Origin of the sequence: Corallococcus terminator (assembly GCF_003611635.1) — a bacterium.
Taxonomy (GTDB): Bacteria; Myxococcota; Myxococcia; order Myxococcales; family Myxococcaceae; genus Corallococcus; species Corallococcus terminator.
Map to the genome: position 1 here is coordinate 25,421 of NZ_RAVZ01000024.1, position 22,953 is coordinate 48,373.

The 22,953-nt window shown below is 70.0% G+C and carries 19 protein-coding genes; 15 read left to right on the forward strand and 4 right to left on the reverse strand.

Annotated elements, in window-relative coordinates:
* Window positions 1-112 precede the first annotated feature (112 nt).
* Window positions 113-1,246 (reverse strand): hypothetical protein, encoded by a 1,134-nt coding sequence (locus tag D7V88_RS05900; RefSeq protein WP_147448631.1) that lies wholly within the window; start codon window positions 1,244-1,246, stop codon window positions 113-115.
* Window positions 1,247-1,796: 550 nt separating this feature from the next.
* On the opposite strand from D7V88_RS05900, the gene D7V88_RS05905 reads away from it, so the two are divergent.
* From D7V88_RS05905 to D7V88_RS05935, 7 genes are all read left to right on the forward strand, one after another.
* Entirely contained in the window at window positions 1,797-3,074 is a 1,278-nt protein-coding gene (locus tag D7V88_RS05905) for a hypothetical protein (protein WP_120539622.1), read from the forward strand.
* Window positions 3,075-3,177: 103 nt separating this feature from the next.
* The gene (locus D7V88_RS05910) at window positions 3,178-4,005 is read left to right on the forward strand and encodes a hypothetical protein (protein ID WP_244238006.1); all 828 of its coding nucleotides are present in this window, start codon (window positions 3,178-3,180) and stop codon (window positions 4,003-4,005) included.
* A gap of 91 nt (window positions 4,006-4,096) precedes the next feature.
* The gene (locus D7V88_RS05915; protein ID WP_244238007.1) at window positions 4,097-4,417 is read left to right on the forward strand and encodes a hypothetical protein; all 321 of its coding nucleotides are present in this window, start codon (window positions 4,097-4,099) and stop codon (window positions 4,415-4,417) included.
* Entirely contained in the window at window positions 4,414-5,568 is a 1,155-nt protein-coding gene (locus D7V88_RS05920) for a hypothetical protein (protein ID WP_120539624.1), read from the forward strand. Before D7V88_RS05915 ends, D7V88_RS05920 begins: the two co-directional genes overlap by 4 nt.
* 26 nt (window positions 5,569-5,594) lie before the next feature.
* Entirely contained in the window at window positions 5,595-7,838 is a 2,244-nt protein-coding gene (locus tag D7V88_RS05925) for an RCC1 domain-containing protein (protein WP_120539625.1), read from the forward strand.
* Window positions 7,839-7,897: 59 nt separating this feature from the next.
* Window positions 7,898-8,899 (forward strand): hypothetical protein, encoded by a 1,002-nt coding sequence (locus D7V88_RS05930; protein ID WP_120539626.1) that lies wholly within the window; start codon window positions 7,898-7,900, stop codon window positions 8,897-8,899.
* A 23-nt stretch (window positions 8,900-8,922) separates the two neighbouring features.
* Window positions 8,923-9,930, forward strand: a complete 1,008-nt coding sequence (locus D7V88_RS05935) for a VWA domain-containing protein (RefSeq protein ID WP_158625010.1) — start codon at window positions 8,923-8,925, stop codon at window positions 9,928-9,930.
* Window positions 9,931-10,005: 75 nt separating this feature from the next.
* Here the strand turns inward: D7V88_RS05935 and D7V88_RS05940 are convergent, their stop codons facing one another.
* Complete coding sequence (locus D7V88_RS05940) at window positions 10,006-10,398, reverse strand: flagellar hook-length control protein (RefSeq protein ID WP_244238008.1); 393 nt, start codon at window positions 10,396-10,398, stop codon at window positions 10,006-10,008.
* A 211-nt stretch (window positions 10,399-10,609) separates the two neighbouring features.
* On the opposite strand from D7V88_RS05940, the gene D7V88_RS05945 reads away from it, so the two are divergent.
* The 3 genes from D7V88_RS05945 (at window position 10,610) to D7V88_RS05955 (ending at window position 15,632) form a co-directional block, all read left to right on the forward strand.
* Window positions 10,610-11,239 (forward strand): histidine phosphatase family protein, encoded by a 630-nt coding sequence (locus D7V88_RS05945; protein ID WP_120539637.1) that lies wholly within the window; start codon window positions 10,610-10,612, stop codon window positions 11,237-11,239.
* Window positions 11,240-11,330: 91 nt separating this feature from the next.
* Window positions 11,331-12,923: a hypothetical protein gene (locus tag D7V88_RS05950; RefSeq protein WP_120539629.1), complete on the forward strand. Its 1,593-nt coding sequence runs from the start codon at window positions 11,331-11,333 to the stop codon at window positions 12,921-12,923.
* 48 nt (window positions 12,924-12,971) lie between these two features.
* Window positions 12,972-15,632: a winged helix-turn-helix domain-containing protein gene (locus D7V88_RS05955; RefSeq protein WP_120539630.1), complete on the forward strand. Its 2,661-nt coding sequence runs from the start codon at window positions 12,972-12,974 to the stop codon at window positions 15,630-15,632.
* Between the two features lie 13 nt (window positions 15,633-15,645).
* On the opposite strand, the gene D7V88_RS05960 is transcribed toward D7V88_RS05955, so the two are convergent.
* Window positions 15,646-17,163: a putative metal-binding motif-containing protein gene (locus tag D7V88_RS05960; protein WP_147448632.1), complete on the reverse strand. Its 1,518-nt coding sequence runs from the start codon at window positions 17,161-17,163 to the stop codon at window positions 15,646-15,648.
* Window positions 17,164-17,429: 266 nt separating this feature from the next.
* Here D7V88_RS05960 and D7V88_RS42915 point away from each other — a divergent pair, with 266 nt between their 5' ends.
* Window positions 17,430-17,585 carry a hypothetical protein gene (locus D7V88_RS42915; RefSeq protein ID WP_158625011.1) on the forward strand — a complete coding sequence of 52 codons (156 nt, stop codon included), beginning with the start codon at window positions 17,430-17,432 and terminating at the stop codon, window positions 17,583-17,585.
* A 46-nt stretch (window positions 17,586-17,631) separates the two neighbouring features.
* Entirely contained in the window at window positions 17,632-19,314 is a 1,683-nt protein-coding gene (locus D7V88_RS05965; protein WP_120539632.1) for a DUF255 domain-containing protein, read from the forward strand.
* Here D7V88_RS05965 and D7V88_RS05970 read toward each other — a convergent pair.
* Window positions 19,289-20,239, reverse strand: a complete 951-nt coding sequence (locus D7V88_RS05970; RefSeq protein WP_120539633.1) for an alpha/beta fold hydrolase — start codon at window positions 20,237-20,239, stop codon at window positions 19,289-19,291. The genes D7V88_RS05965 and D7V88_RS05970 overlap by 26 nt on opposite strands.
* Before the next feature lie 149 nt (window positions 20,240-20,388).
* On the opposite strand from D7V88_RS05970, the gene D7V88_RS05975 reads away from it, so the two are divergent.
* From D7V88_RS05975 to D7V88_RS05985, 3 genes are all read left to right on the forward strand, one after another.
* Complete coding sequence (locus D7V88_RS05975) at window positions 20,389-21,312, forward strand: LysR family transcriptional regulator (protein WP_120539634.1); 924 nt, start codon at window positions 20,389-20,391, stop codon at window positions 21,310-21,312.
* Window positions 21,313-21,436: 124 nt separating this feature from the next.
* Window positions 21,437-22,597 (forward strand): trypsin-like serine protease, encoded by a 1,161-nt coding sequence (locus D7V88_RS05980; protein WP_120539635.1) that lies wholly within the window; start codon window positions 21,437-21,439, stop codon window positions 22,595-22,597.
* Window positions 22,598-22,712: 115 nt separating this feature from the next.
* On the forward strand, window positions 22,713-22,953 hold a 241-nt coding region (locus D7V88_RS05985; protein WP_504813515.1), incomplete at its 3' end, for an Rcat domain-containing protein.

The window sequence follows — 22,953 nt, forward strand, 5'->3', positions numbered from 1 at the left end:
TTGAAGGCCACCCGGTCAGCCGCGGTTCCCGCTGGCCGCGTCCTCGCAGGTCGCCCTCCACCCTCTCAGGTAAGCAGGAGCGGAATCCACGGTTCCACTGCAGGAACCGTCTTCATGGGAGCTTGAAGGGAGGCACCCCGCGGACCTGTCCTCTCCGCATGGGGCCCAGCACGGTCATCCACCCGTTGTACTCCGCGAGTTCCCGGGCGAAGCAGAAGTAGACGTCGCCGAACTGGCCATGGGTCGCCGTGGCGCGCATCCAGAGGTGCAGCGTGTCGTCGTCCCCCATCCGCGCCACCCCGATGGCGTCCGGAGCGGGCGCGTCCGGAAGCGAGGGCACCGGCGGACCGCCCCCCGCCTCCGGCGTCTCCAGGAGCGTGGCGATCCTCTTCCGGGATGCGTCCCGCAGCGCTTCCTTGTCAGGCCGGGAGCGCCCAGGCCGCGTTTCGAGGCGCTGGAGGAGCTCCGGCAGGATTTGGGTGCGCAGCCCCTCGAGGGCCGCGAGGGTCCATCCAAAGGAGCGCGTCGTGCGCCGCAGGCAGGCCTGGAGTCGCTCCAGGTCCTCCAGGGACTGGAACGCCTCCGGCTGCGCGAGCCAGGTCTCATAGAAGGTGCGCAGGAACCACTCCTGGTCGTGCCGGACCACGACGAGGCCCTCGTTGAGGTCCCAGTAGCGGCTCAGACCCACCTCCTGCGGATGCCAGGTCTTCAGCTCGAAATGGCGCTCCAGGAAGAGCTGGAAGGCGGCCCAGCGCGCCTTCGGGTCGGTCAGGGATTCAATGCGTGTGCGACACCGGCGCATGTCCTCGGGCGTTGCGTCCGGGTCCGTCGCCACCACATGACAGGCCAGGTCCAGGCGACCGCCTTCGACCTTCTCGCGGATCTCCGCCCGGCGCCGCTGGCCCTGGCCCGCGGTGCCGAAGCCCGAGACCCACTCGCCGGCAACGAGCAACAGCAGGGACGCCCCCGCGCACACCACGCCCACGCCCAGGAGCAGCCCCAGGCTCAGGGGGACGCTTCCCCAGGACCGTCCCAACAGGAAGTGCCGGTAACCGACCCAGAGCGTGAGCCCGAGCGGAAGCACCGCCAGCAGCAACGCCAACCCGTTCAGCCCCCAATGGAGCAGGCGCCTCCCACGGCGGTGGGACGCACTGCTCAAGGCCAGTGCGAGGAGGAGGGTCCCCACCAGGATGACGGCCAGCATCGCTTCCAACAACCAGACCGCGACAGCCAAGGCCTCGCTCATACGGAACTTTCCCCTCGGAGCACCCGGGGGAGCCTACCCCGGAGCAAAAGGGCCAGGAGGAGCGACCGGACCCACCCCTCCCGCGCGCCGCACCGCGACATCACCGGACGCCCACGTCCGCAATATTCACCCGGAGTGACCCCACCCCCTGGGTCGCGTCACAGCTAAAACCAGACAGCAATATTCACCCGCTGAATAATGACACACAAATGACGCAATTCAGCACATCGCAGGAATAACTATTTTTCTCGACTAGTTCGATTTTCACTTTCCGTGATGTCTTCTTTCTGTATGCTGTGTCCCATCCAGGCAGGTCTGCCGTGCCCTGGATCGGGGGGGAATCCATCACGTCTCACAGCAGACCCAGTGTGCGAACCACGCGTTGCGCACACAGGCCTGGGCATTGACTCCATGCAAATCCCTGTCGCACGCGCTGGAAGACAGCCGTGCCACGGTAATGCCAGACACAATCCGCCACCTTCCGGTGCGCGGACACGAGACGGGTGTGCCCTCTGTTACACCCCACACGCATCAAGGAAGACCCAGACACATGAAGAAACTGCTGATGTCCGCCGCCGTCATCGCGCTTTCCTCCACCCAGGCCATGGCCGCGCCGATGTCTCCTTCGGCCCGCCCCGTGGCACAGAACTTCTCCGCCACCGTGCAGGATGCCTTTACCCTGCTGGGTGACACGGACGACCTGAAGCTTGTCTATTACATCCCGCGCCGCGGTGGCGTGGCGGTGCAGTCGCCGCTGAGCACCAATCCCATCCCGCGCTTCAACATCACCGCCTACACCCCGTCCTTCGGCTTCTTCGCGGGCGAGGAGCTGACCACGCTGGGTGGCTCGTTCTCCACCACCAGCGACCTGGGCGCCCTGGGCCTGCTGCAGACGGAGGCCCTCAACAAGGGCTTCCGCATCGCCCCGGCCCCGTCGAAGGCGGCCCGCAGCCAGTTCATGCTCTCCGGCTACGCGCCGCCGAACGGCCGCGTGGAGATCAAGTGCGACAAGGAGATCATCCAGGTCACCAGCCCGTCCACGGGTGAAGTGCGCAACGTCACGATTCCCAAGTGCTTCACGCACGACGACCCGACGCAGCCGTACGACCTGGACACGAACGTGATGTACAAGTTCACCAGCGCGCCGCCGGTCGGCAACAGCACCGTGGCGCAGGACATCCCGTTCCAGGCGACCACGCTGCCCAACTGGGCCGGCCCGCTGCGCGCCATGATGAGCAGCGGCGGTCAGTGGGACCACGTCGTCAACGCGCAGGTCGAGTGGACCGTTCGCACGAGCGAGCTGACCCGCCAGGCGCGCTTCAACATCAACTGGAAGTCCATGTTCGAGCAGGCGAGCACCTTCGCCGCCTTCCACCTGAGCTCCTGCGTGGACATCGAAGTTCGCGGCTTCTTCGAGCGGCTGACCCAGTGCACGGCGGAGAACGCGTGCGGCATCCGCATCGAGTACCTGCAGACCAACGGCACCTGGGGTCCCCGCGCTCCCAATGACGCCAACTTCATCAACGTCGTGAACGCCGTCCAGCAGCGCCTGCAGACGGAGCTGTTCAACGAAGTGCGCCGCTACACGACGCCGGTCAACGGCCAGGTCTCCAACCAGGTCAACTCCGTCTTCACGCTGCGCGCCAACTACGAGAAGCTCATCCTGGACAAGAACGAAGTCGTCTACGTCCAGTACAACCCGGGTCCCACCGAGTTCAACGCCAAGACCAACCTCAACGTGACGTGCCTCATCGGCGGGTTCGAGTCGGGCCGCACCTACTGGGACATGGCGGACGCCGGCTGCCGCGCGATGCTGGGCCAGCCGTAAGGGCCTGACCGGAAGCGCGGGGCCGGCTGTCTCCCGGGGGAGTTTCCCCCCGGGGGGCCGTGGCCCCGCGTCTTCCTTTTCCTCCTTCCAGGCAGACACCCCCATGCGCATCCAACACGCCATCACCCTCGCCGTGCTGAGCCTGCTCGTCCTGGCTCCGGCCGCGAATGCCCAGACGTCCCCGCCGCTCGACTACGTCCGCCGCATCCAGCAGAACGAGATGGTCTTCGTGCCCTACATGGGCATGACGCGCGGCCCCGTCTACTACACGAAGTATGAGCAGGTCTCGACGGGCGTCTCCGGCGCCAGCGGGTTCCGCCGGGTCATCCTCAACCTGACCCCGACGGCGCACCGGCTGAACCAATACAACAGCTTCATCTCCCAGAACGGCATCACCGACGCCCGGCTCAACGCGGTCACCGCGGCCAGCGCCTGCCAGCCGTCCGAGGAGATCAAGGCCATGACGGCCTACATGCCGGAGGCCTACCGGCCCAAGGTCCTCGCCGGCAACTACCCCACCCTGTGCAGCCTGAGCGTGTACTTCCTCCCCGAGGAAGAGGCCGCGACGATGGCGTTCATCAACACGCACGCGGTCATCATGATGCGCGCCACCGTGCCCCTGTGCGACCCGGCGAGCGCCCGGCTCAGCCTGGGCCCCATCAACCAGCGGCTCGTGCAGGCCGGCGTGCTGAGCACCAACGCCGCCAGCGAGCTGGTGGGCAATAGCTGGGATGTCCTCTTCGAGTCCGCGAAGCTGGCCCAGACCGCGCCCTACCTGTTCGTCACGTCGGATCCGCAGGTGGGTTGGGAGATCTACATGAAGTCCTTCACCCTGGATCTCACCGCCCAGACGGCGACGATGACGGCGCTCACCGCGGGCCAGCAGGCCTACATCTGCACGCCCGCGCCGCTGTCCCTGACGTTCGGATAGCCCCGGGGGCTTCCCGTTTCGCGGCAACAACTCCCGGAAGCGGCCATGGCGCGCGCCATGGCCGCCTCCGGCGTGAGGAGGACGTCTGACCATGTGGAGAGGGATGTGGGTCGTCGCGGGGCTCTTCGGCTGGGCCGCGTGTTCGGGCAATGAAGGCGTCGAACCGGAGGACCCGGAAGCGCGCAAGCAGAAGCTGCGCGGATGCATCCTCCAGAAGCTGCCCCCGGCGCAGGTGGGCGCGGAGGCGTGGACGGTGTCCGGCTACGTGCTGGTGGAGGCCTATGCGCGGTGCCTGGACGCCGGGGAGACGTCGACGGCGGCGGACTTCCGCGCCGTGACGGAAGGCATGGCCGACCTGCAGGCGGAGCCGTCCTGGGTGCGCATCACCGCCTCACCGGGAAGCGGCGGATGAAGCTGCTCGTCCTGCTCCTGCTGGCGTGGAGCACGCCCGTCCTCGCCGCGGCCAGCGGGCCGGAGGCGACCGAGTGCGTGGGTTGCCACACCCCGAAGCGCACCGAGCCCCAGGCCCGCTTCGGCAACGGCCTGGGCCGGTGGAACGACAGCCAGTGCTACGGCTGCCACGCGGAATTGAACGAGGTCGCGCGCCTGAACCACCAGGGGCAGCGCGACGCGCGCTACTTCGCCGTGCCCGTGCGCGAGGAAAAGCTGGTGCGCATGGCCACCTCGCCGCTGTCGTACATGAATGCACCGGAGGCGGTGGAGCCCGGTGGCGGCGCCGTGCCCCGGGTGTCCGGGGAGCGGCTCGCGGCCTTCCTGCGGCGCCCCGCCAGCCTGTCCTCGAAGGACGGCGGTCGGGCGCCCCGGATGATGGCCTACCCCGCGCTGACCCCCAAGGCGCTGCGCTCCGTGGCCGCGCTGCTGGCGGTGCGCGAGCCCCTGCGTGAGGAAGTGCCCGCGAAGCTGACGGAGCCGGAGAAGAAGGCAGCCGAAGCGCTGTGGACCGCGCGCTGTGGCTCCTGCCACGGCGGCACGAAGCCCATGGCGGGCCGGGGTCCCCTGGCGCTGGGGCTGCACACCGCGCAGTGGCTGCACGCGTACGCGAAGGGCCAGGCCAGCGTGCCGGGCAGGACGCGCCTCATGCCGGTGGTGGACCTGTCCCTGGACGACGCGAAGCTGCTCTACCGCTGGTTCGGCGCGGCGAGGACCGAAGCGGAGGGCGCGCTGGATGCGAGCGTCGCCCAGCTCAAGCTGGAGGCCGCGGCGGTCCCCCAGGCGGTGCCGCCCGCGTTCATCCCCTACCTCTGGGGCTCCTTCTTCCGGGACGCCACCTGCGTCCACTGCCACGCGACCAGCCCGCGCGCGGCCGGGGCCTTCAAGGCGGACGCGGAGGGGCTGAAGGCCTACCTGGGCCGCAAGTCAGGCGAGGAGTTCTGGCGCCGCCTGGAGACCCGTTCCCTGGAAGCGGAGCACGGACTGGTCGCGGCGAAGCCCGGCATGCCCATGGCGGGCACCGAGCTTCCCGCGCAGGTGCGGGGCCTCATCGCGCGCTGGGTGCTGGAAGGCTGCAAGGACCCCGAAGGGAAGACCTGGTGCCGTCGTTGACGGCACCCGGGACAAAAGGAATGCACATGTCCGGGATGAAGCAGCCCCCCACGGGGCTCTGGCGTCTGACCTTGGGAGTGCTGCTCGGCGCGTGCCTGCTTTCGGCCTGCGGGCCCGTGGACGGCGACGACGCGCCGCGCCTGCGACAGGTGCGCTCGCCGTTGGGCGGCCGCTCCTCGGCGTCCAGGCTGGCCCTGGGCCAGTACCACTCCGTGGGCGTGCACTCGGACGGAACGGTGTGGGCCTGGGGGTTCAACCGCCAGGGCCAGCTTGGCAACGGCGCGCTCACCGACAGCCCCACGCCCGTGCGGGTGAGCAACCTGGGCGACGTGGTGGCCGTGTCCTCCGGCGACTATCACTCGCTGGGCCTGCGCGCGGACGGCAGCGTGTGGTCGTGGGGAGACAACTCCTCCGGCCAGCTCGGCAACGGGACGCTGACGGCCAGCACCGTGCCCGTGCGGGTCTCCGGACTGAATGGAGTGCTCTCCGTGGGCTCCGGGTTCGCCCATTCGCTGGCCCTGCGCTCGGACGGCACGGTGTGGGCCTGGGGTGACAACCGCGCGCGCCAGTTGGGGACGCTCGCGGCCACCAGCAGCGCGGTCCCGGTGCGGGTGACGGGGCTGAGCGGAATCATCGCCGTGGTGGCCGGCGGCAACCTCTCCCTGGCGCTGCAATCCAACGGCACGGTGTGGGCCTGGGGTGAGAACCGGTATGGCCAGTTGGGGGACGGCACCACGACGTCCCGGGGTGCGCCAGCGCTGGTGAAGAACCTGGCGAACGTGTCGACGCTGTCGGCCGGGGCCTCGCATGCCGTGGCGCTGCGCTCGGATGGCACGGCCTGGGCGTGGGGCCTGAATGCCAACGGCCAGTTGGGCGACGGGACGACCGTCAACCGCTCCCTGCCCGTGCAGGTGCGCTTGAACGACCTGATGGCGGTGGTCGCCGGCAACTACCATTCGCTGGCGGTGCGCGAGGACGGCGCGGTGTGGGCCTGGGGTGACAATCGCTATCGTCAACTGGGCAATGGGACGACCACCAGCAGCCTCCTGCCCCTCCAGACGGGCCTCACGGGCGGCACCACCCTGGTGGCGGGCTACAAGCACTCGCTGACCCTGCGCGCGGATGGTTCGGTGTGGTCGTGGGGGGACAACGCCTTCGGCCAGTTGGGGGATGGCTCCTTCCAACCGAAGGTGAGCCCCGTGCGTGCGGGCAACCTCACCCTGGGCAACGCGGGAGCGAGCACGGGCCAGCTCCACTCCGTCTCGCTCGACTCCAGCGGCAGGGTCTGGACGTGGGGGGACAACTTCGAAGGGCAGTTGGGCGATGGCACGGACATCGACAGCCTCATCCCAAGGCAGACCAGCCTGAGCAACGTCGTGTCCGTGTCCGCCGGGTACCGGCACACCGTGGTCCTCAAGGGTGACACCACGGTGTGGAGCTGGGGGGGCAACGAGCGGGGACAGGTGGGGGATGGGACGACCACGAACCGCACCCTGCCCCTCCAGGTCGCGGGCCTGTCGGGCATCTCCGCCGTGGCCGCGGGCAGCTACCACTCGCTGGCGCTGCGCTCGAATGGCACCGTGTGGGCCTGGGGGTTCAACCGCTACGGCCAGTTGGGGGACGGGACGACCACGGACCGACTGCTGCCCGTGCAGGTCTCCGGCCTGTCCGGGGTGGTGGCCATCGCGGCCGGGCACAGCCATTCGCTGGCGCTGCGCTCGGATGGCACCGTGTGGAGCTGGGGCTACAACTTCGACGGCCAGATTGGCGATGGCAGCAATGCCTGGCGCATCCTGCCGGTGCAGGCGACGGGGCTGACAGGCGTGGTGACCATCGCCGCCGGGGCCTACCACTCGCTGGCGCTGCGTTCGAACGGCACGGTGTGGGCCTGGGGCTACAACGCCACGGGCCAGTTGGGGGATGGGACCATCTCCAGCAGGGCCTTCCCCGCGCAGGTGCCCGGGCTGGGCGGCGTGGTGTCCGTGGTCGCCGGGGACTTCCACACCCTCGCGCTGAAGTCAGACGGCTTCGTGCTGGCGTGGGGCTTCAACTTCGATGGCCAGTTGGGCGATGGCTCGCTCGATCACCGCTACACCCCGGTGTACGTGGCGGGCCTGAGCAACGTCGTGTCCGTGGTCGCAGGGGACTACCACTCCATGGCCCGGCGTTCGGACGGTTCCACCTGGGCCTGGGGCTACAACGGCGAAGGCCAGTTGGGGGACGGGACGCGGGACGACACGCTCCTGCCCGTCCAGGTGCAGGGGCTCTGAAGCCCCAGGGGCTCTGAAGCCCGGTGACAGACATTCCAGCAGTCCTCCCAGGAGATGCAATGAAGACATCCACGGTGTACGGCGCCGCCCTGCGCGCGCTGGCCTTCGCCGGTCTCGCGCTGATGCTCAGGGGCGGCGAAGCCCAGGCGCAGAACTTCACGGAGGAGCACATCCTCCTGCTCATCGACCGCAGCGGTTCCATGCAGGCGGTGCGTCCGTCCACCGGCCGGACCCGCTTCGCGGATGCCATCACGCGCGCCCGGACCTATTCGCTCCTGCCGTCGGCGCTGCCCCGCTCCTACGCGGTGTGGACGTTCGAGGGGACGACGTACGTCAAGGCGCAGGACTTCGCGAGCGCGAAGGTGACGATCGCGACCCTGGCCAAGCTGGCCGTGGGCAATGGCGTGACGCCCCTGGCCTACGCGGTCTGTGATGCCGTCGATGAGCTGTTGCAGCACGAGCCGGGTGTCGAGGCGCGCAAGGTGGTGCACCTGGTCTCCGACGGCGAGGAGAACAGCACGCCCCCCGGAACGCTCTGCCACGGCCCGTCCAGCACCACGGCCTGGCCAAACCTCGCCGTCGATTCCTGGCAGTGGAAGGTGCGCAACATGCTCAAGACGGGGGACCCGCTGCGGGACAGCGCGGCGCCGTTCCGGCTGGTGTTCGACGTGGATGTCTTCGCCAACCAGCTCACCTTCGCGGGCTCCGGGGAACCTGTCCGCGAGGACAGCGGCACCGAGCGCCCGGAGGAGTCCATGAGCGCGACGCTCCCGCCCGCGTACCTGGCCTTCCTGTCGGGCGTATCCACGGCCTCGGGAGGCACCTACATGCCCATCTCCGACACGAGCCCCATGCCCGTGTATGGCGACACCAACCAGGACTATTGCGTGGATGGCACGGACTACAACCTGGTGCTCAGCAACTATGGCCACCGGGTGCCGCCCGCGAACCCCGCCGCGGATGTGAATGGCGACCGCGTGGTCGACTACGCCGACTACTCGATTGTCGTCAACAACCAGGGAACAGGCTGCCGCACGAAGCCCCCGACGTTTGAGCAATGACCCCTCACCCCCGGAGCATGCAAATGCGTTTTGAGCGACTTGCCATTCCGACGCTGGCGGCTGCCGCACTGAGCCTGTTGTTGCCCCTCCAGGAGGCCCGCGCGCAGTTCCCGCCGCCTCCGACCGAGTTCCACCACCTCATCCTCGTGGACACCAGCGGCTCCATGGCCACCCTCCGCACGGATGGCTCCGGCAAGACCCGGTTCCAGGCGGCCATCGAGCTGGCGAAGGGCGCGGTGGCGAACAACAACTCCAACCACTATTTCGCGGTGTGGCGTTTCCAGGACTCCACCTCCTCCCAGGTCCAGGGTTTCGCGTCCGCCGGGACGACCCTTGGCACCCTGAACGCGATGCTCGGTCCCACGGGAGGAACCCCTCTTGCGCACGCGGCCTGCGCCGCCCTCGACACGCTGGACGCCTACAAGAAGGACAGCGTCAACGCGGCGAAGCTCCTGCACCTCTACTCCGATGGAGAGGACAACAACACGCTGCCCACGGACCAGTGCGCCGGCCCCTTGAGCACGTCGCAGGACCCCACCACCCCCACCGTGAACTCGTGGAACTGGAAGCTCCTCAACAAGGCCCGGACGGGAAACCCCAACAACCCCAGTCCCATCACGACATTCCCGGTCGCGATCTACGCCACGCTGATGGACCCGTTCATCACCTTGACCGGCACGCCCTCGGAGCCCCGCGATGTCATCATCGAGGGAGACATGCCCACGCCGCGCACCCTCGCGTCCATCTCCAACTTCCAGGCCTTCCTCCAGAAGCTGTCGACCGCCACGGGGGGCACGTTCACCGGCATCGCCGACTCGAAGCCCGCACCGGTGCTCGGTGATACCAACCAGGACTACTGCGTGGATGGCACGGACTACAACCTGGTGCTCAGCAACTATGGCTACCGGGTGCCTCCCGCGCCCCCCGCGGCGGACCTGAACAATGACAAGGTGGTGGACTACAACGACTACACCATCGTGGTGAACAACCAGGGCAAGGGCTCCGGCTGCCGGTCGCCGTCGCCGCGCTAGACCCTCGAGTCGTCCGCCGCGTCAGGCGGGAGGAGGCGCTGTGGCCCTTCCTCCCGCCACGACCGTCAACGCGGTTCAGGGATTCCAGCAGTTGGCGGGCTGGTCGTTGATGTGGACCCAGAAGCGGGTGTCGGTCCGGACGTTGCCGTAGGCGTTGAACCCCCACCCGCCCGCGTCGTGGAACTCCGCCATCCGCCAGCCGGCGCCGAAGAACTGGACGCACATCTGGTTGGCGGACGACAGGCTCGTCAGCAGCGAGCCGGAGATGGGAAGGGTCGTCGCGATGTTCCCGGCCGCCCAGGAGGGATAGTAGCTGGCGGGGGTCTGGGCTGGCCGCGCCGAGCCATCCTGGCGGATGCACAGCAAGGGGAGGGCCGTCGTGCAGGAGGTCTCTCCGACATAGGCATCACAACCCCAGCACCCGACCTCGTCGACTCCCGAGGAATGGGACACCTTCGCCCAGCTCATTCCCCGTCCACCTGACGCTTCCGCCGGAGGCGCCAGGGGCAAGAGGAAGAGGGACACACCCAGCAACCAACACCCGCTCTTGTTTTTCATTGCCTGAAGCCTATCACGAACCCCACGCAATCCCTCACACAAAGCCAGACAACCGCGTCTTCCGGGAGCCTACCGCGCATCTGGCTTGCTCCGCCGCTGGCGTCCCGCCACGCTGGGGCCCATGACGACCGAGTTCATCCTGCTCCGCCACGGTGAGACGGAGTGGAACGCCCTGGGGCGCCTGCAAGGGCACCTGAACAGCTCGCTGAGCCGCGAAGGGCTGCGGCAGGCGGACGCGCTCGCGGCGCGCCTCGCCTCCCTGCCCTTCCAGGCCCTCTATTGCAGCGACCTGGACCGGGCGGTGCAGACGGCGTCCCGCATCGCCACGAAGACGGGCCACGACGTCCGCCAGGACCCGCGCCTGCGCGAGCGCGGGCTGGGCATCCTCGAAGGGCTGACGCGCACGGAGGCCCAGCAGCGCCACCCGGAGGTCTTCTCCGAGTACGCGGCCGGCGGACCCGACTTCTCCATCCCCCAGGGGGAGAGCACGTCCCAGCGACTGCGCCTCGCGCTCCAGTGCCTGGAGGAGCTCGGGGCCCGGCACCCGGAGGCCCGCGTGGTGGTCGTCACGCACGGGGGCCTGCTCAGCAGCCTCCTTCGCGCCTGCCTGGGCATCCCCCCCACCACGCCGCGCGCCTTCTCCGTGCTCAACGCGAGCTGGAACCAGTTCGACCTCCACGCAGGTGAGTTCCGGATGGTGACCTGGGGGGACGTCAACCACCTGCGCGGGCTCAGCCTCGATGACACCTGAGGGGGAGCGACGCGGATTTAACCCGGCTTAATGCCACTGGATTCACGACCTGGGCGACAACGCCTCCAGGGGAATCACCAGGGGGACGCACATGTCGGGACTCATCCAGGGCCACAAGCCCTTCAGCCTCTTCATCCAGAAGCCGAACGTGGGCAGGCCGCAGGGGACGGTCAGCACGGCGGCACCCGCACCGGCTCCGGCCGCGAAGCCCCAGCAGGGCCCCAGCCTCTTCGCGGACGGCTTCACGCCCGCGCTGGCCCGGAGCCCCCAGCGCAGCCCCGTACTGGACCCCTTCAGTGCGCCCGCGCTCCCCCAGGCCCCGTCCCTGCCGGCCACGGCGAAGACTTCGCTCTCCGTGAGCGCGGGGATGGAGAGCAGCCTCACCGTCACCGCCAACGGCGTGTCGGTGAAGGAGAGCGCCGAGGTGGAGGCGGAGCTCAAATCCAAGCCCTTCACGGTGAAGGTCGCGGCGTACAGCGAGCTGGAGCGGAGCCAGAGCACCGACGGCGACATGACCACCTTCAGCGTGGAGGCGGAGGTCGGCGTCAAGGCAGAGGCCAGCGTGGAGACGTCCCGCGTGGACGCCACCGCCTCCGGAGCGGTGGGCGCCCGCGGGTCCTACCAGGTGTCGGTGCCCACCACGGCCGCGGCGGGCATCACCTCTGTCGAACAGGCCGCCGTGCAACTGAGCCCCTTCGCGCCGGAGAACCTGCCGGTGGGGACCACCATCGAGATGCACGGCGAGGCCTTCATGGAGACCGGCCTGTCGGTGACCTTCAAGAAGATCGCCAGTGTGCTCGACGTCACGGTGAACGAGAGCGTCGAGCGCGCCAAGGGCATGTCCATCGCCATCAACAAGGTGGACGACAAGACGGCCCGGGTGACCATCGGGCCCACGGAGATGATGTCGCGCACCAACGGGCTCAGCCTCAAGGTGGCGGACGTGGAGGTCGGCCTGTCCACCACGGGCAAGGTGGACCAGCAGACCGCGCGGCAGGTGGACTTCGACATCTCCACCCCCGCGGGCCAGGAGGCCTATGACCGCTTCATGGCCACCGGCGAGCTGCCCGGCAACGACGCCGCGAAGGGCACCTCCAACGCCGCGACCGTCCAGGTCGTCTCCGGAGAGGTGTCCACGGAGCTGACGGTGGGCATCTCACTGGGAGAGAACACCCCGGTGAGCGACGCGTACACGTACACGACCTACGACGACGGCCGGAAGGAGTTCGAATACTCCGGCCAGATTGGCCCGGTGACGCTCGACATCGCGGGCACCGTGGGCGACCCATCTACCCAGACCTACGCGGCCACCCTTTCGGGCGTGAACCTGGGCAGTGTGGATGGCCTGCGGCAGTCCTTCGGAGGAATGACAGGCTTTGGCGAGACGGTGACGATGACCTGGACGAACGAGGAGGCCCAGCAGGTCCAGCAGATCGCCAGGGACTGGGTCGCGGCCCACGACCCCGAGCACGGCATTGCCCCCTACAACATGAGGCTGCTCGGGCCGGATCAGTGGGCGATGGACATCGCCAATGCGGCGACGCCCGAGGAGGCCATCTCCCTGATGATGTCCCCGACGGCGAACGGCGACGTCGGCACGGTGGCCAACCGAGTGGGTTACATGTCCAGCTACCTGAACGACATCGGCGGCGGACCGATGCCGGGCACGGTCACCGCGAAATAACGGCAGGCTGCCAGCCGGGGCCATTCCGACCCTACAATGGCGGGCGCCATGCGCACGCCATCCACCCCGGGGCTCGGTCCACCCGCCGTCTTCGTGGGCCGTGCCCAGGAGGTGCGTCGGCTGGGGGAGATGCTCCGGCGCGTGCACACCGGGGTCGTCTACGGCCTGCCCGGAGCGGGAAAGTCCGCGCTGGTGGCGGCGGTGGCCGCGCGGCACCGGGGCCCCGTCGTGCACCGGCGCGTCCTGCCCGGGGACACGCTGGACACGGTGGTGGACGACGTGCGCCGCCTCCTGCGCGAAGCGCCCGTGGCCCAGGCCCTGTCGGATGCGTCCCGCCTGGAGGACCTGGTGCGGGAGATGGAGTCCCACCGCGCGCTGTGCGTGCTGGACGACCTGCACGTGCTGGGGCCCCCGGAGCGTGAAGTGCTGCTGGAGGACCTGGGCGGACGGCTGCGCAAGGGGACACTGCTGGCCACCTCGCGCGAGTCCGTGCCCCGGCACGCCACCAGCCCGGACCGCTTCGAGCTGCGGCTGGATGGCCTGCCGGAAGAGGCCGCGCGCCTGCTGTGGCGGCAGTTGGGCACGCTGTATGGGGAGCGGGAGGGCTTCGAGGCCGCGTGGAGCCGTTCGCGCGGACTGCCCTTCCTCCTGCGCCGCGCCCATGCCGGCGACACCGGAGGAGACGAACCGGTGCGCGCGGCGCTTTCGGCGCTGCCCGACGACGAGCGGCGTCTGGCCGCGGTGCTGGCCCTGAGCGCGGTGCCGCTCACCGCGAGCACGCTCCAGGCGGTGCTGCCCGGAAGCACCGCGGACGCCTCGCTGCGGCGGCTGGGCGCGCGGCTGCTGGTGGAGACGGACGCGCGGGGCCGGCACGGCGTCCATGACCTGGTGCGCGAAGCGCTCGTTTCGATGCTCGGACCGGACGAGGTGAACGCCGCGCACGCGACCCTGCTGGAGGTGCTGGAGCTCGAACCCCTGCCCGCCGTGGTGCGGGTGCGCTCGGTGTGCCGCCACCTCCAGGCGCTCGGCCGCCACGAGGCGCGCGCGGCCTTCATCGTCGCGCAGGGGGAAGCGCTGGTGCGCCACGGCGCCGCCGACGAGCTGCTCTCCCTGCTGGACTCGTTGCCCGCCCCGCTGCGCACGCCGGAGGTGCGGCTCACGCATGCCCGAGCGCGCGTGCGGCTGCTGGACCTTCGCCGGGCCTATCCGGAGCTCCTGGCGCTGCGGGCCTCGCTGGAGGCGTCGGACGGAGCCCCGGGCACCGAAGCCCTGCGCGAGGGCGTGGGCACGGTGCTGGTGCGGGTGGCCCTCTTCGCCCTGGAGCCGGACGCGTGCGAGCGCACCCTGGAGGCGATGCCGGTGCCTGGCAGCGCGGAGGTGTTCCTCCAGCAGCTCCTGGCCCTCACGGCGCTGCGCTTCTTCCAGGGGCGCCTGGACGAATCCCTGGCGATGCTGGACGGCGCCGCGGCGGCGGCCGGCGGCGACGCGGAGTCCGGAGGGGACCGGCGGGTGCTGGGCTGGTGCGCCTATGCCCGCGCGCTGATGCTGTGGATTGAAGGCCGCGACAGCGAGCTGGCGGAGCCGCTGGCCCGGTGCGTGTCGCTGTTGGAGGACGCGCCGCTCGACTCGCGAGGCCCGCTCGTCGCCGCCATGTCCGCGGGCATCTTGAGCCGGCTGGGGCGCTTCACCGAAGCCGAGGCCGCGCTCGCGAGCGCCCGGGAGCGGCTGGGACAGTTGGGGGCGCCCCGGCTCGCGCTGGAGCTGGACTGCATCGCCGCGTGGGTGCGGGGCGAGCTGGGACAGCGGCGGGCGGCGCTTCTGGCACTGCGGGAGACGGAAGGCCGGGCGGAGCGCGCCGGCTACCTCTTCGTGCGGCTGCTCTGCCGGGTGGGCGCGGGCCGCATGTTGCTGGAGCTGGGCCGGCGCGCGGAGGGACAGGCGCTGCTGGACGCGGTGGAGGCGGACATCCGGGCGCGCGGCGTGTTGGGGCTGCTGCGGGCCGTGCAGGTGGCGAGGACCCTGGACGCGCCAGGACCGAAGGACGTCCCCGTCACGGTGGAGCCGCGCGAGGTGCGCCCGGGCATCGCGGCCCGGCAGCGCGCCCTGGCGGCCTGGAGCGCGGCACGGCAGGGGGACTCCGTGCGGGCCACGGGGCTGCTCGCCGCGCTGGAGCCGATGGCGCTCGGAGTGGACTTCGCGCTGGAGCGGGCGCTGGGCCATCTGGCCCGGGCCGCGCTCCACCGGCACGCGGGCCGCGCGAGGGAAGCGGAGGAGGCGCTGGAGCACGCCGCGCGCACGGCGGCGGAGGGCGAGGTGGATCCAGAGCTGATTCCGGAGCTCTTCGGCACCCTCGCCTCCCCACCCGCAGCGGTCGCGGTCGCGCCGGCCAGCCCAGCGGACGCGGTGGTGCTGGATGCGAAACGCCACGAGCTGCGGGCCCCGGGGCGCGTCGTCTCCCTGGAGCGCCGCGCCCTGCCCCGCCGGCTGCTGTACGCGCTGGCCCGGCAGCCGGGACGCACGCTGTCGAAGGAGGACTGCGTGCGCGCCATGTGGAACGCGGACTACGACCCGCGGCTGCACGACAACTCGCTGCGCGTCCACGTGAGCCACGTGCGCGAGATGCTGGAAGGCACCGGCACGCGCGTGGTGTTCGAGGACCCCGGCTACCGGTTGGACGTGGCCGGGGGCTTCACCTTCATCGCGGAGTAGCGCGCCCCGGACTTCAGGGCGCGCAGTAGCGGACCGCCTGGAGCTCGTGCGTCTCCGGCGTCTGCGTGGAGGTCATCACGAAGGCCCCCATCCAGTTCTCCGGAAGCTCCTCCAGCAGCACCCACTGCGCGTACCGGTGCAGGGGGAACGCTTCGGTGCCGGGGGTCCAGTCCCTGGGTGTACCGCCCGGCGACAGGCCCCAGAAGCGACCGCGCCAGTTGAACCAGTCCTCGCCTCCCGACGGCGGCTGATAGCTGGCGGAGAGCCAGGCCACCTGGAGTCCCCGTGACGTCATCCGGGGCTCGAACCAGGCGTGCTCGCTGGAGGTCGTCCGGGTCAGGGGCTCGGCGGCGCCTCCCTCGAAGAGGTTCTTCATGAGCTTCAGCGAGGAGAAGCCCTCCAGGTTGCGCATCACCAGGGCCGCGGACGCCTGCGGCCCACCGGCCTCCGCCCCCAGGTCCACGAGCCTGGGCCGGGCCTCGTATCCCGGCTCGTAGGAGCGCTCGTCGCCAACGGGCAGCAGCTCGCTGTCGAAGCGCTGGAGCCGGAGCGTTCCCCCCTCCGCTTCCAGGGCGTCCTCGATGACCGACACCAGGAAGCCGCCATCACGCAAGGGCAACACATCCACATCCGTCAGGGTGGCGCTCGACGGCGGCCGGATCTGGAACAGGGACCTGGGGGCGACTTGCACCTGTCCATCCAGGTCCGTGACCGTGCCAATCAATTCGCGGGCCGTCCTGGTCGTGCTGGCAGCGTCCTTCCAGACCGCGAACACCCGCGAACCGTCCGCCGACAGGGCCACCCGGCTGGAGACCCGGGCTACGGGATGGTCGAAGAGGACCGTGCCGCCCCGCGGCCCCGGCTGGGGATGCCCCTGCGCATCGAGCGGGATGAGAAAGCCCCGCGTGTTGTCCGGCATCCCATCCGACGAGGAGTAGTACAGCGCGGGCCCCCGCGAGGTGGCCAGCAGTTGGCTGTACATCGTGCTGAAGGACTCCGGCGTGACGACGGCCACGGAGACCTCCGTGGTTTCGAGCGGAGCCAGGGAGGTATCCAGCCGCGTGAGCCGGGCCACCCCGACCGAGCCGACCGTCGCCAGCAGCACGCCGTCCGCCACGCGGAGGCTGCTCACATTGTTCCGGGTGCTGGCTTCCGTCAGCGACGCGACCTTCGACCACCGGGCGGGAGGATCCGTCACCCCGTCGCAGTCGTTGTCCACGCCGTCACAGCGCGTCTCCACGTCCTCGTACGCAGCGCCATACGAGCGCGACGTGCACACCGATTCATGGACACCGTCGACCCGGGCGCGCCGGGCTCCCGCGCAGACGCCCAGAGTGCGCTCGCACGGAAGGCCTTCCGCGGTCTCTCCACCGTCTGGATTGCCAGCGTCGGGAGAGGGACCCGCGTCGGGAGAAGAGCCCGCGTCGTCCAGGGTGCCCGCATCGTCCGGAGGGCCCGCGTCCTGTGAGGACGTGGAGGATCCGCATCCCGCCAGCATCAAGCTGCCCATCACCCACACCACAGCCCACATCCGACCCGACATCCACTGCATGTTCATCATCCCCTGACCCGCGGGCGGTCCCGGCCACGCCAGCGCTGCAATCCTAATCCACAACAGCCGCCAGGAAGCAGCCTGGCACGAGCCCGTCTTCCATCCCGCGGCAAGCAATCGCACGCGCCGGCTGCGTAAACCCTGACACTGCGCAGGTGGTACGGAAAAGCACGGTTGAGCGGAGTCCCTCCACACGGGCATCGCCGTGCTCATGGATTCGGCCAAGGACGCCAGCGCGACCGCGCATGTTCAACGTGGACCTCCCCATCACGAACGCAGACCCGTGGCTGGCCGGGAAGACGGGCGACCGGACCCTCGTGAGTGACGACCAGCCCGCCGCGTCCGGCGACTCCCGGGGCTTCATCGACGACCTCGTCGTCACCAACGGCCCCCTGCCTTGACCCGCCGGTGAAACCGTCCAGGCCCCGGAGCCGTACCGTGGAGCACATGCACCGTGCTCCACCGCCCCTCGCGCTGCTCCTCGTGCTCACCCTGTCCGCCTGCCACCGCGCCGCCGCGCCCGGAGGCCACGTGCGTGAGGGCACGCCCCCGGCGGTGGACATCGTCCGGGCCCGGGCCCTGGGGCAGACGCAATCCTTCACCTGGGAGGAGTGGGGCCCGGAGGCCTTCGCGCGGGCGAAGCGCGAGGGCCGCTACATCCTGGTCGATGGCGCGGCCGAGTGGTGTCACTGGTGCCACGTGATGGACGAGACGACCTACCGCGACACGGAGGTGGGCCGGCTGCTGCGCGAGCGCTTCGTGGCCATCCGCGTGGACGTGGACGCGCGGCCGGACCTCGCGGAGCGCTGGGTGGATTACGGCTGGCCCGCGACAATCCTCCTGACGCCGGGCGCGGAGGAGGTGGGCAAGTACCGGGGCTACCTCGCGCCGGAGCGACTGCGCGCCCTCCTCCAGCGCGTGGAGGCCCTGGAGGCCGAATCCCGAGACACCGCGCGCCCCCTGTCGCTGGACCTGCGCGCGTCCCCCGCGATGCTGCCGTGGGTGACCGCCAGCGTGGCCCGGAGCATGGACGGCTGGTACGACCCGAAGGAGGGTGGCTGGGGCCGCACCCAGAAGGCGCCGCTCGGGGCCAACGTGGAGTTCGAGGTGCTCCGCGCCGCGCGCGGGGATGCGGCGGCGCGCGAGCGCATCACCCACACGCTGGAGCGGCAGCGCGCGGTGCTCGACCCCGTGTGGGGCGGCGTCTATCAATACTCGGCGGCGCCCCACTGGAAGGCCCCACACTTCGAGAAGTTGATGTTCATGCAGGCCTCGAACCTGGAGGCCTACGCGCGGGCCTGGGCCCTGCTCAAGACACCCACGCTCCTGGACGACGCGCGCGGCATCGCCCGCTACCTGGAGCGCTTCCTCCAGGCACCGGACGGCACGTTCCACGCGAACCAGGACGCGGACGTGGGCGCGCACGACCGGAGCATTCCGTTCGTCGACGGGCACGTGTACTACGCGCGGGACGACGCGGGCCGCCGGGCGCTCGGCATGCCGTGGGTGGACACGCATGTGTACGCGCGCGAGAACGGGCTCGCCGTGGCGGCGCTCGTCACGCTGCACGAAGCGACCGGCGATGCCGCATCCCTCGCCGCCGCGAGGAAGGCCCTGGACGTGCTGCTCGCGACCCACGTGGGAAGCGACGGCGAGGTGTGGCGCGAGGCCACGCCCCACTCGGGCCCGCGCTTCCTGGCTGACGCGGCGGCACTGGGCCGGGCCCTGGCGCTGCTCGCGCGGACCACGGGGGAAGCCCGCTACCGGGAGGCCGCCCTGCGCGTGGGCCGGGCGATGACGCGGGACTTCGCGGATCCGTCAGGAGGCGCGCTCTACGAACAGACGCCGGACGGGGACGCGGTGGGCATGTTCGCGAGGCGGGAGCGTCCCTTCGCGCACAACGTGGCGGCGGCGCGCTTCCTCGCGGCGCTGCACGCCCTCACGCAGGACGCGGCGTGGCGCGAGCGGGGCCGCGAAGTGCTCGCGGCGACGGCCTCCCCGGCGATGCTCGAAGCCCAGGGCCGGATGGTGGGCGACTTCCTGCTCGCGGCGGATGCGCTCGGCGTGGTGCCCTGGCCCGAGCGCGGCGCCAAAGCCGCGTCCCTCACGGTGCATCCAGGAACGTGGTGAGCGCGGGAATCACCACCTGGGGCGCCTCCTCCATCAGCCAGTGCCCCGAGCCGGGGACGACCTGGCCCTGGACGTTGGACGCCACGAGCTTCGCCTGTTCGATGAGGCCGTTGCCACTGGCCTTCTCCCCCGTCAGCACCAGCACCGGCATCGTCAGCGGCGTCGCCGCGAACCCGGCGAAGTCCTGCGCGTCGCGCTCGAAGCTCTTGAAGTACTCGAAGCCCGCCTGCATCCCGCCCGGCTGCGCGTAGGCCTTCGCGTAGAACTTCCGGTCCGCCTCCGGCACCGAGCGCTTCGGATCCGCCGCGAAGTCGTTCCAGAAGTGCTCGAAGTACGTCCGCTCCCGGCCCTTCACCAGCGCCAGGGCCGTCTCGCCGGTGAAGTGGAAGTGCCACAGGTCCCGCAGCAGCCAGACCTGCTTCCAGTCCCCGACGCCAGGCAGGAACGCATCCATCAACACCAACCGCTCCGTGGCCTGGGGGAACTGGGCCGCGAAGGCGTACGCCACCATCAGTCCGATGTCGTGTCCCACGATGCGCACGCGCTCATGGCCCAGGAAGGTCGTCAGCGCGTGGATGTCCACCGCCAGCGTCTTCTTGTCGTAGCCGGAAGCAGGCTTGGAGGAGCCACCCGCGCCGCGCAGGTCCGGCACGATGACGGTGTGATGCTGGGCGAGCCCGGGCAGCAGCGGCAGCCACATGTGGCCCGTCTGCGTGTAGCCATGCAGCAGCACCACCGGCGAGCCCTGGCCTCCGATGACGTAGCGCAGGCGGGTGCCATTGACGTCGGCGTAGCGCTCCTCGAAGCCCCGGGGAAGCGACGGGCCCGACGCGGCCCTGGCGGCGGAGGCCATCATCAGCGAAGCGCCCAGACCGGCGGCGCCGGCGAGCAGGGTGCGGCGGGACGACGTGAAGAAGGAGGACATGACGGACTCCAGGACGCGAAGGGAGAGCAACCACCCGGCGAGGCGTCGTGCCCCGTCGATGAAGGAAACATAGGGTTCAGCTTCCCTTGGAAGAAGGCAGCGAAGATGGTTCAACCCTTCAGCTTTTGTGAATCTTGAGGAGGCAGGGGATGGACCGGCTGCGCGCATTCGAGGTCTTCGTGACGGTGGTGGCGAAGGGCAGCTTCACGCGGGCGGCGCATGCGCTCGACACATCGCCTGCCAATGTCACCCGGTATGTGAACGAGCTGGAGTCACATCTGGGAACCCGCCTGCTCAACCGCAGCTCGCGCAAGCTGTCGCTCACCCAGGGAGGTGAAGCGCTCTACGAGCGGGGCCGCTCCATCCTGGACGAGGTGGCGGAAGCCGAAGCGCTGGCGTCCTCCGCGTCGTTGCAGCCGCGCGGGCGGCTGCGCATCAACGCCCCGGTGAGCTTCGGCATCCTGCACCTGGCGCCGCTCTGGCCCCGCTTCATGGCCCGCTACCCCGACGTGGAGCTGGACGTGGCGCTGAACGACCGGGTCGTGGACATCATCGACGAGGGCTACGACCTGGCCATCCGCGTCTCGCGCGCGGGCGCCACCACCCACGTGGCGCGCAAGCTGGCCACCTCCCGCAACCTCGTGTGCGCGTCACCGGCCTACCTGCGCCGCCACGGACGCCCCAAGGTCCCCGCGGACCTGGGCGACCATGCCTGCCTGGGCTACTCCTACTCCGCCACCGCCGACGAATGGCATCTCGTGGATGACACCGGCGCGTCCTCCAGCGTGAAGGTGCGTTGCGTGATGCACACCAACAACGGTGACACCCTGCGCGCCGCGACACTCGCCGGCACCGGCATCTCCTGGCAGCCCACGTTCCTCGTCGCGGAGGACCTGAGACAGGGCCGGCTCGTGCGCGTGCTGCCCCACCATCACCTGCCGGACATCGACGTGCTGGCCCTCTACCCCAGCCGCCGCCACGTGAGCGCCAAGGTCCGGGTGATGGTGGACTTCCTCGTCGAAGCGTTCACTGGAATTCCGCCGTGGGAACGACCGGGCAGCGTCAACGGATGAAATCCAATGAAACATACTGTTGTCATCCGGTTGCGATAAAAAACGCGCTTGAGGAGTTTACAAGAAGCTCCGGGCTCCTCCACAATGCGCCCGTTTCCACAAATCCCCCTTAGACGAGGTTCACATGCTTTCAGGTCAGGTCGTGCGTGGCTGGGCTACCGCGAGCGTGATGTCGCTGCTGGTCATCGGTTGTGGGCCGCAGGCGAGCCAGGAGCAGGCCCCGACGGAGGCGCCTCCCGCCGAGACCACGCAGGAGATCGTCGGCGGCACCGCGACCACCATCGCGGCGAACCCGTGGCAGGTGTCCCTGCAGAGCACGGGCGGCAGCCACTTCTGCGGCGGCTCCATCATCAACGAGAACTGGGTCCTGACCGCGCAGCACTGCGTGAACTCGGGCGGCACCATCAGCAAGCCGGGCCGCGTTGTCGCGGGCATCACGAACCGCACGGCCACCAACGGGCAGGTCCGCACGGTGACCCAGGTCGTCGTGTTCCCGGGCTACGTGGACGCGAACATCGGTAAGGACGCGGCGCTGCTGAAGCTGTCCGCTCCCCTGGACCTGACCGGCGCGAACGCGAAGGCCATCCCCATCGTCACGGCGGCGGACGCCGCCGCGGGCGTGACGGCCGCGGGCGTCATCTCGCGCGTCACGGGCTGGGGCACGCTGAGCAGCGGCTCATCCTCGCTGCCGACCACGCTCCAGACGGTCGACGTGGCGCTGATGACCAACGCCGACGTGCAGGCGAAGTACCCCGACGAGGTCATCTCCGCGGACCAGTTGGGCGCGGCCTCCCCCGGCAAGGACTCCTGCCAGGGTGACTCCGGCGGTCCCCTCACCGTCCTCAAGGGCAGCACCCGCGTCCTCGCGGGCATCGTGAGCTGGGGCTACGGCTGCGCGGACTCGCGCTACCCGGGCCTGTACGGCCGCGTGTCGTCCTTCGAGACGTGGATCAACAACACCATCAACGGCACGACGCCTCCGGGCACGACGCTGCTGGAGAAGACGGGCCTGTCTGGCGCGGCCAGCTCCTTCACGCACTACGCCATCACGGTGCCCGCCGGCGCCACCACGCTGACCGTCGTGCAGTCGGGCGGCACGGGTGACGCGGACCTCTACGTGCGCCAGGGCTCGCAGCCCACCACCAGCGCCTACAACTGCCGCCCGTACGCCAGCGGCAACGCGGAGACGTGCACCCTGAACAGCCCCGCCGCGGGCACCTGGTACGTCTCCGTGCGCGGCTACAGCGCGTTCACGGGCGTGTCCATCAAGGCCACCGTCCCGTAGTCGCTGAAACACACTCCTGACGGGAGTCCGGAAGCCCTCTTTCTCCACGCTGGAGAAAGGGGGCTTCTGTGTTTCAACCGGCCAGCCCGTGGCGCGGGGATGGTAGATCCACCCCATGGCTCGGACCGGACCCAGAGCACCCCGCTGCCCCGACTGCAACGCGCCCTTCGCGCTCAAGCCCGGGCAGACGCACTACACCTGCGGCTACTGCGGCATCGCCTTCGACCTGGGCGGCACGCAGGCGCGGCCCCCCGTCCCCCCGCTCAGGGGCCCCCAGGCGACGCCACGGTCCCAGGTCCCGATGATCCTGGCGGGCGTGGGGTTCGTGTTCTTCATCATGATCACCGGAGCGGTCT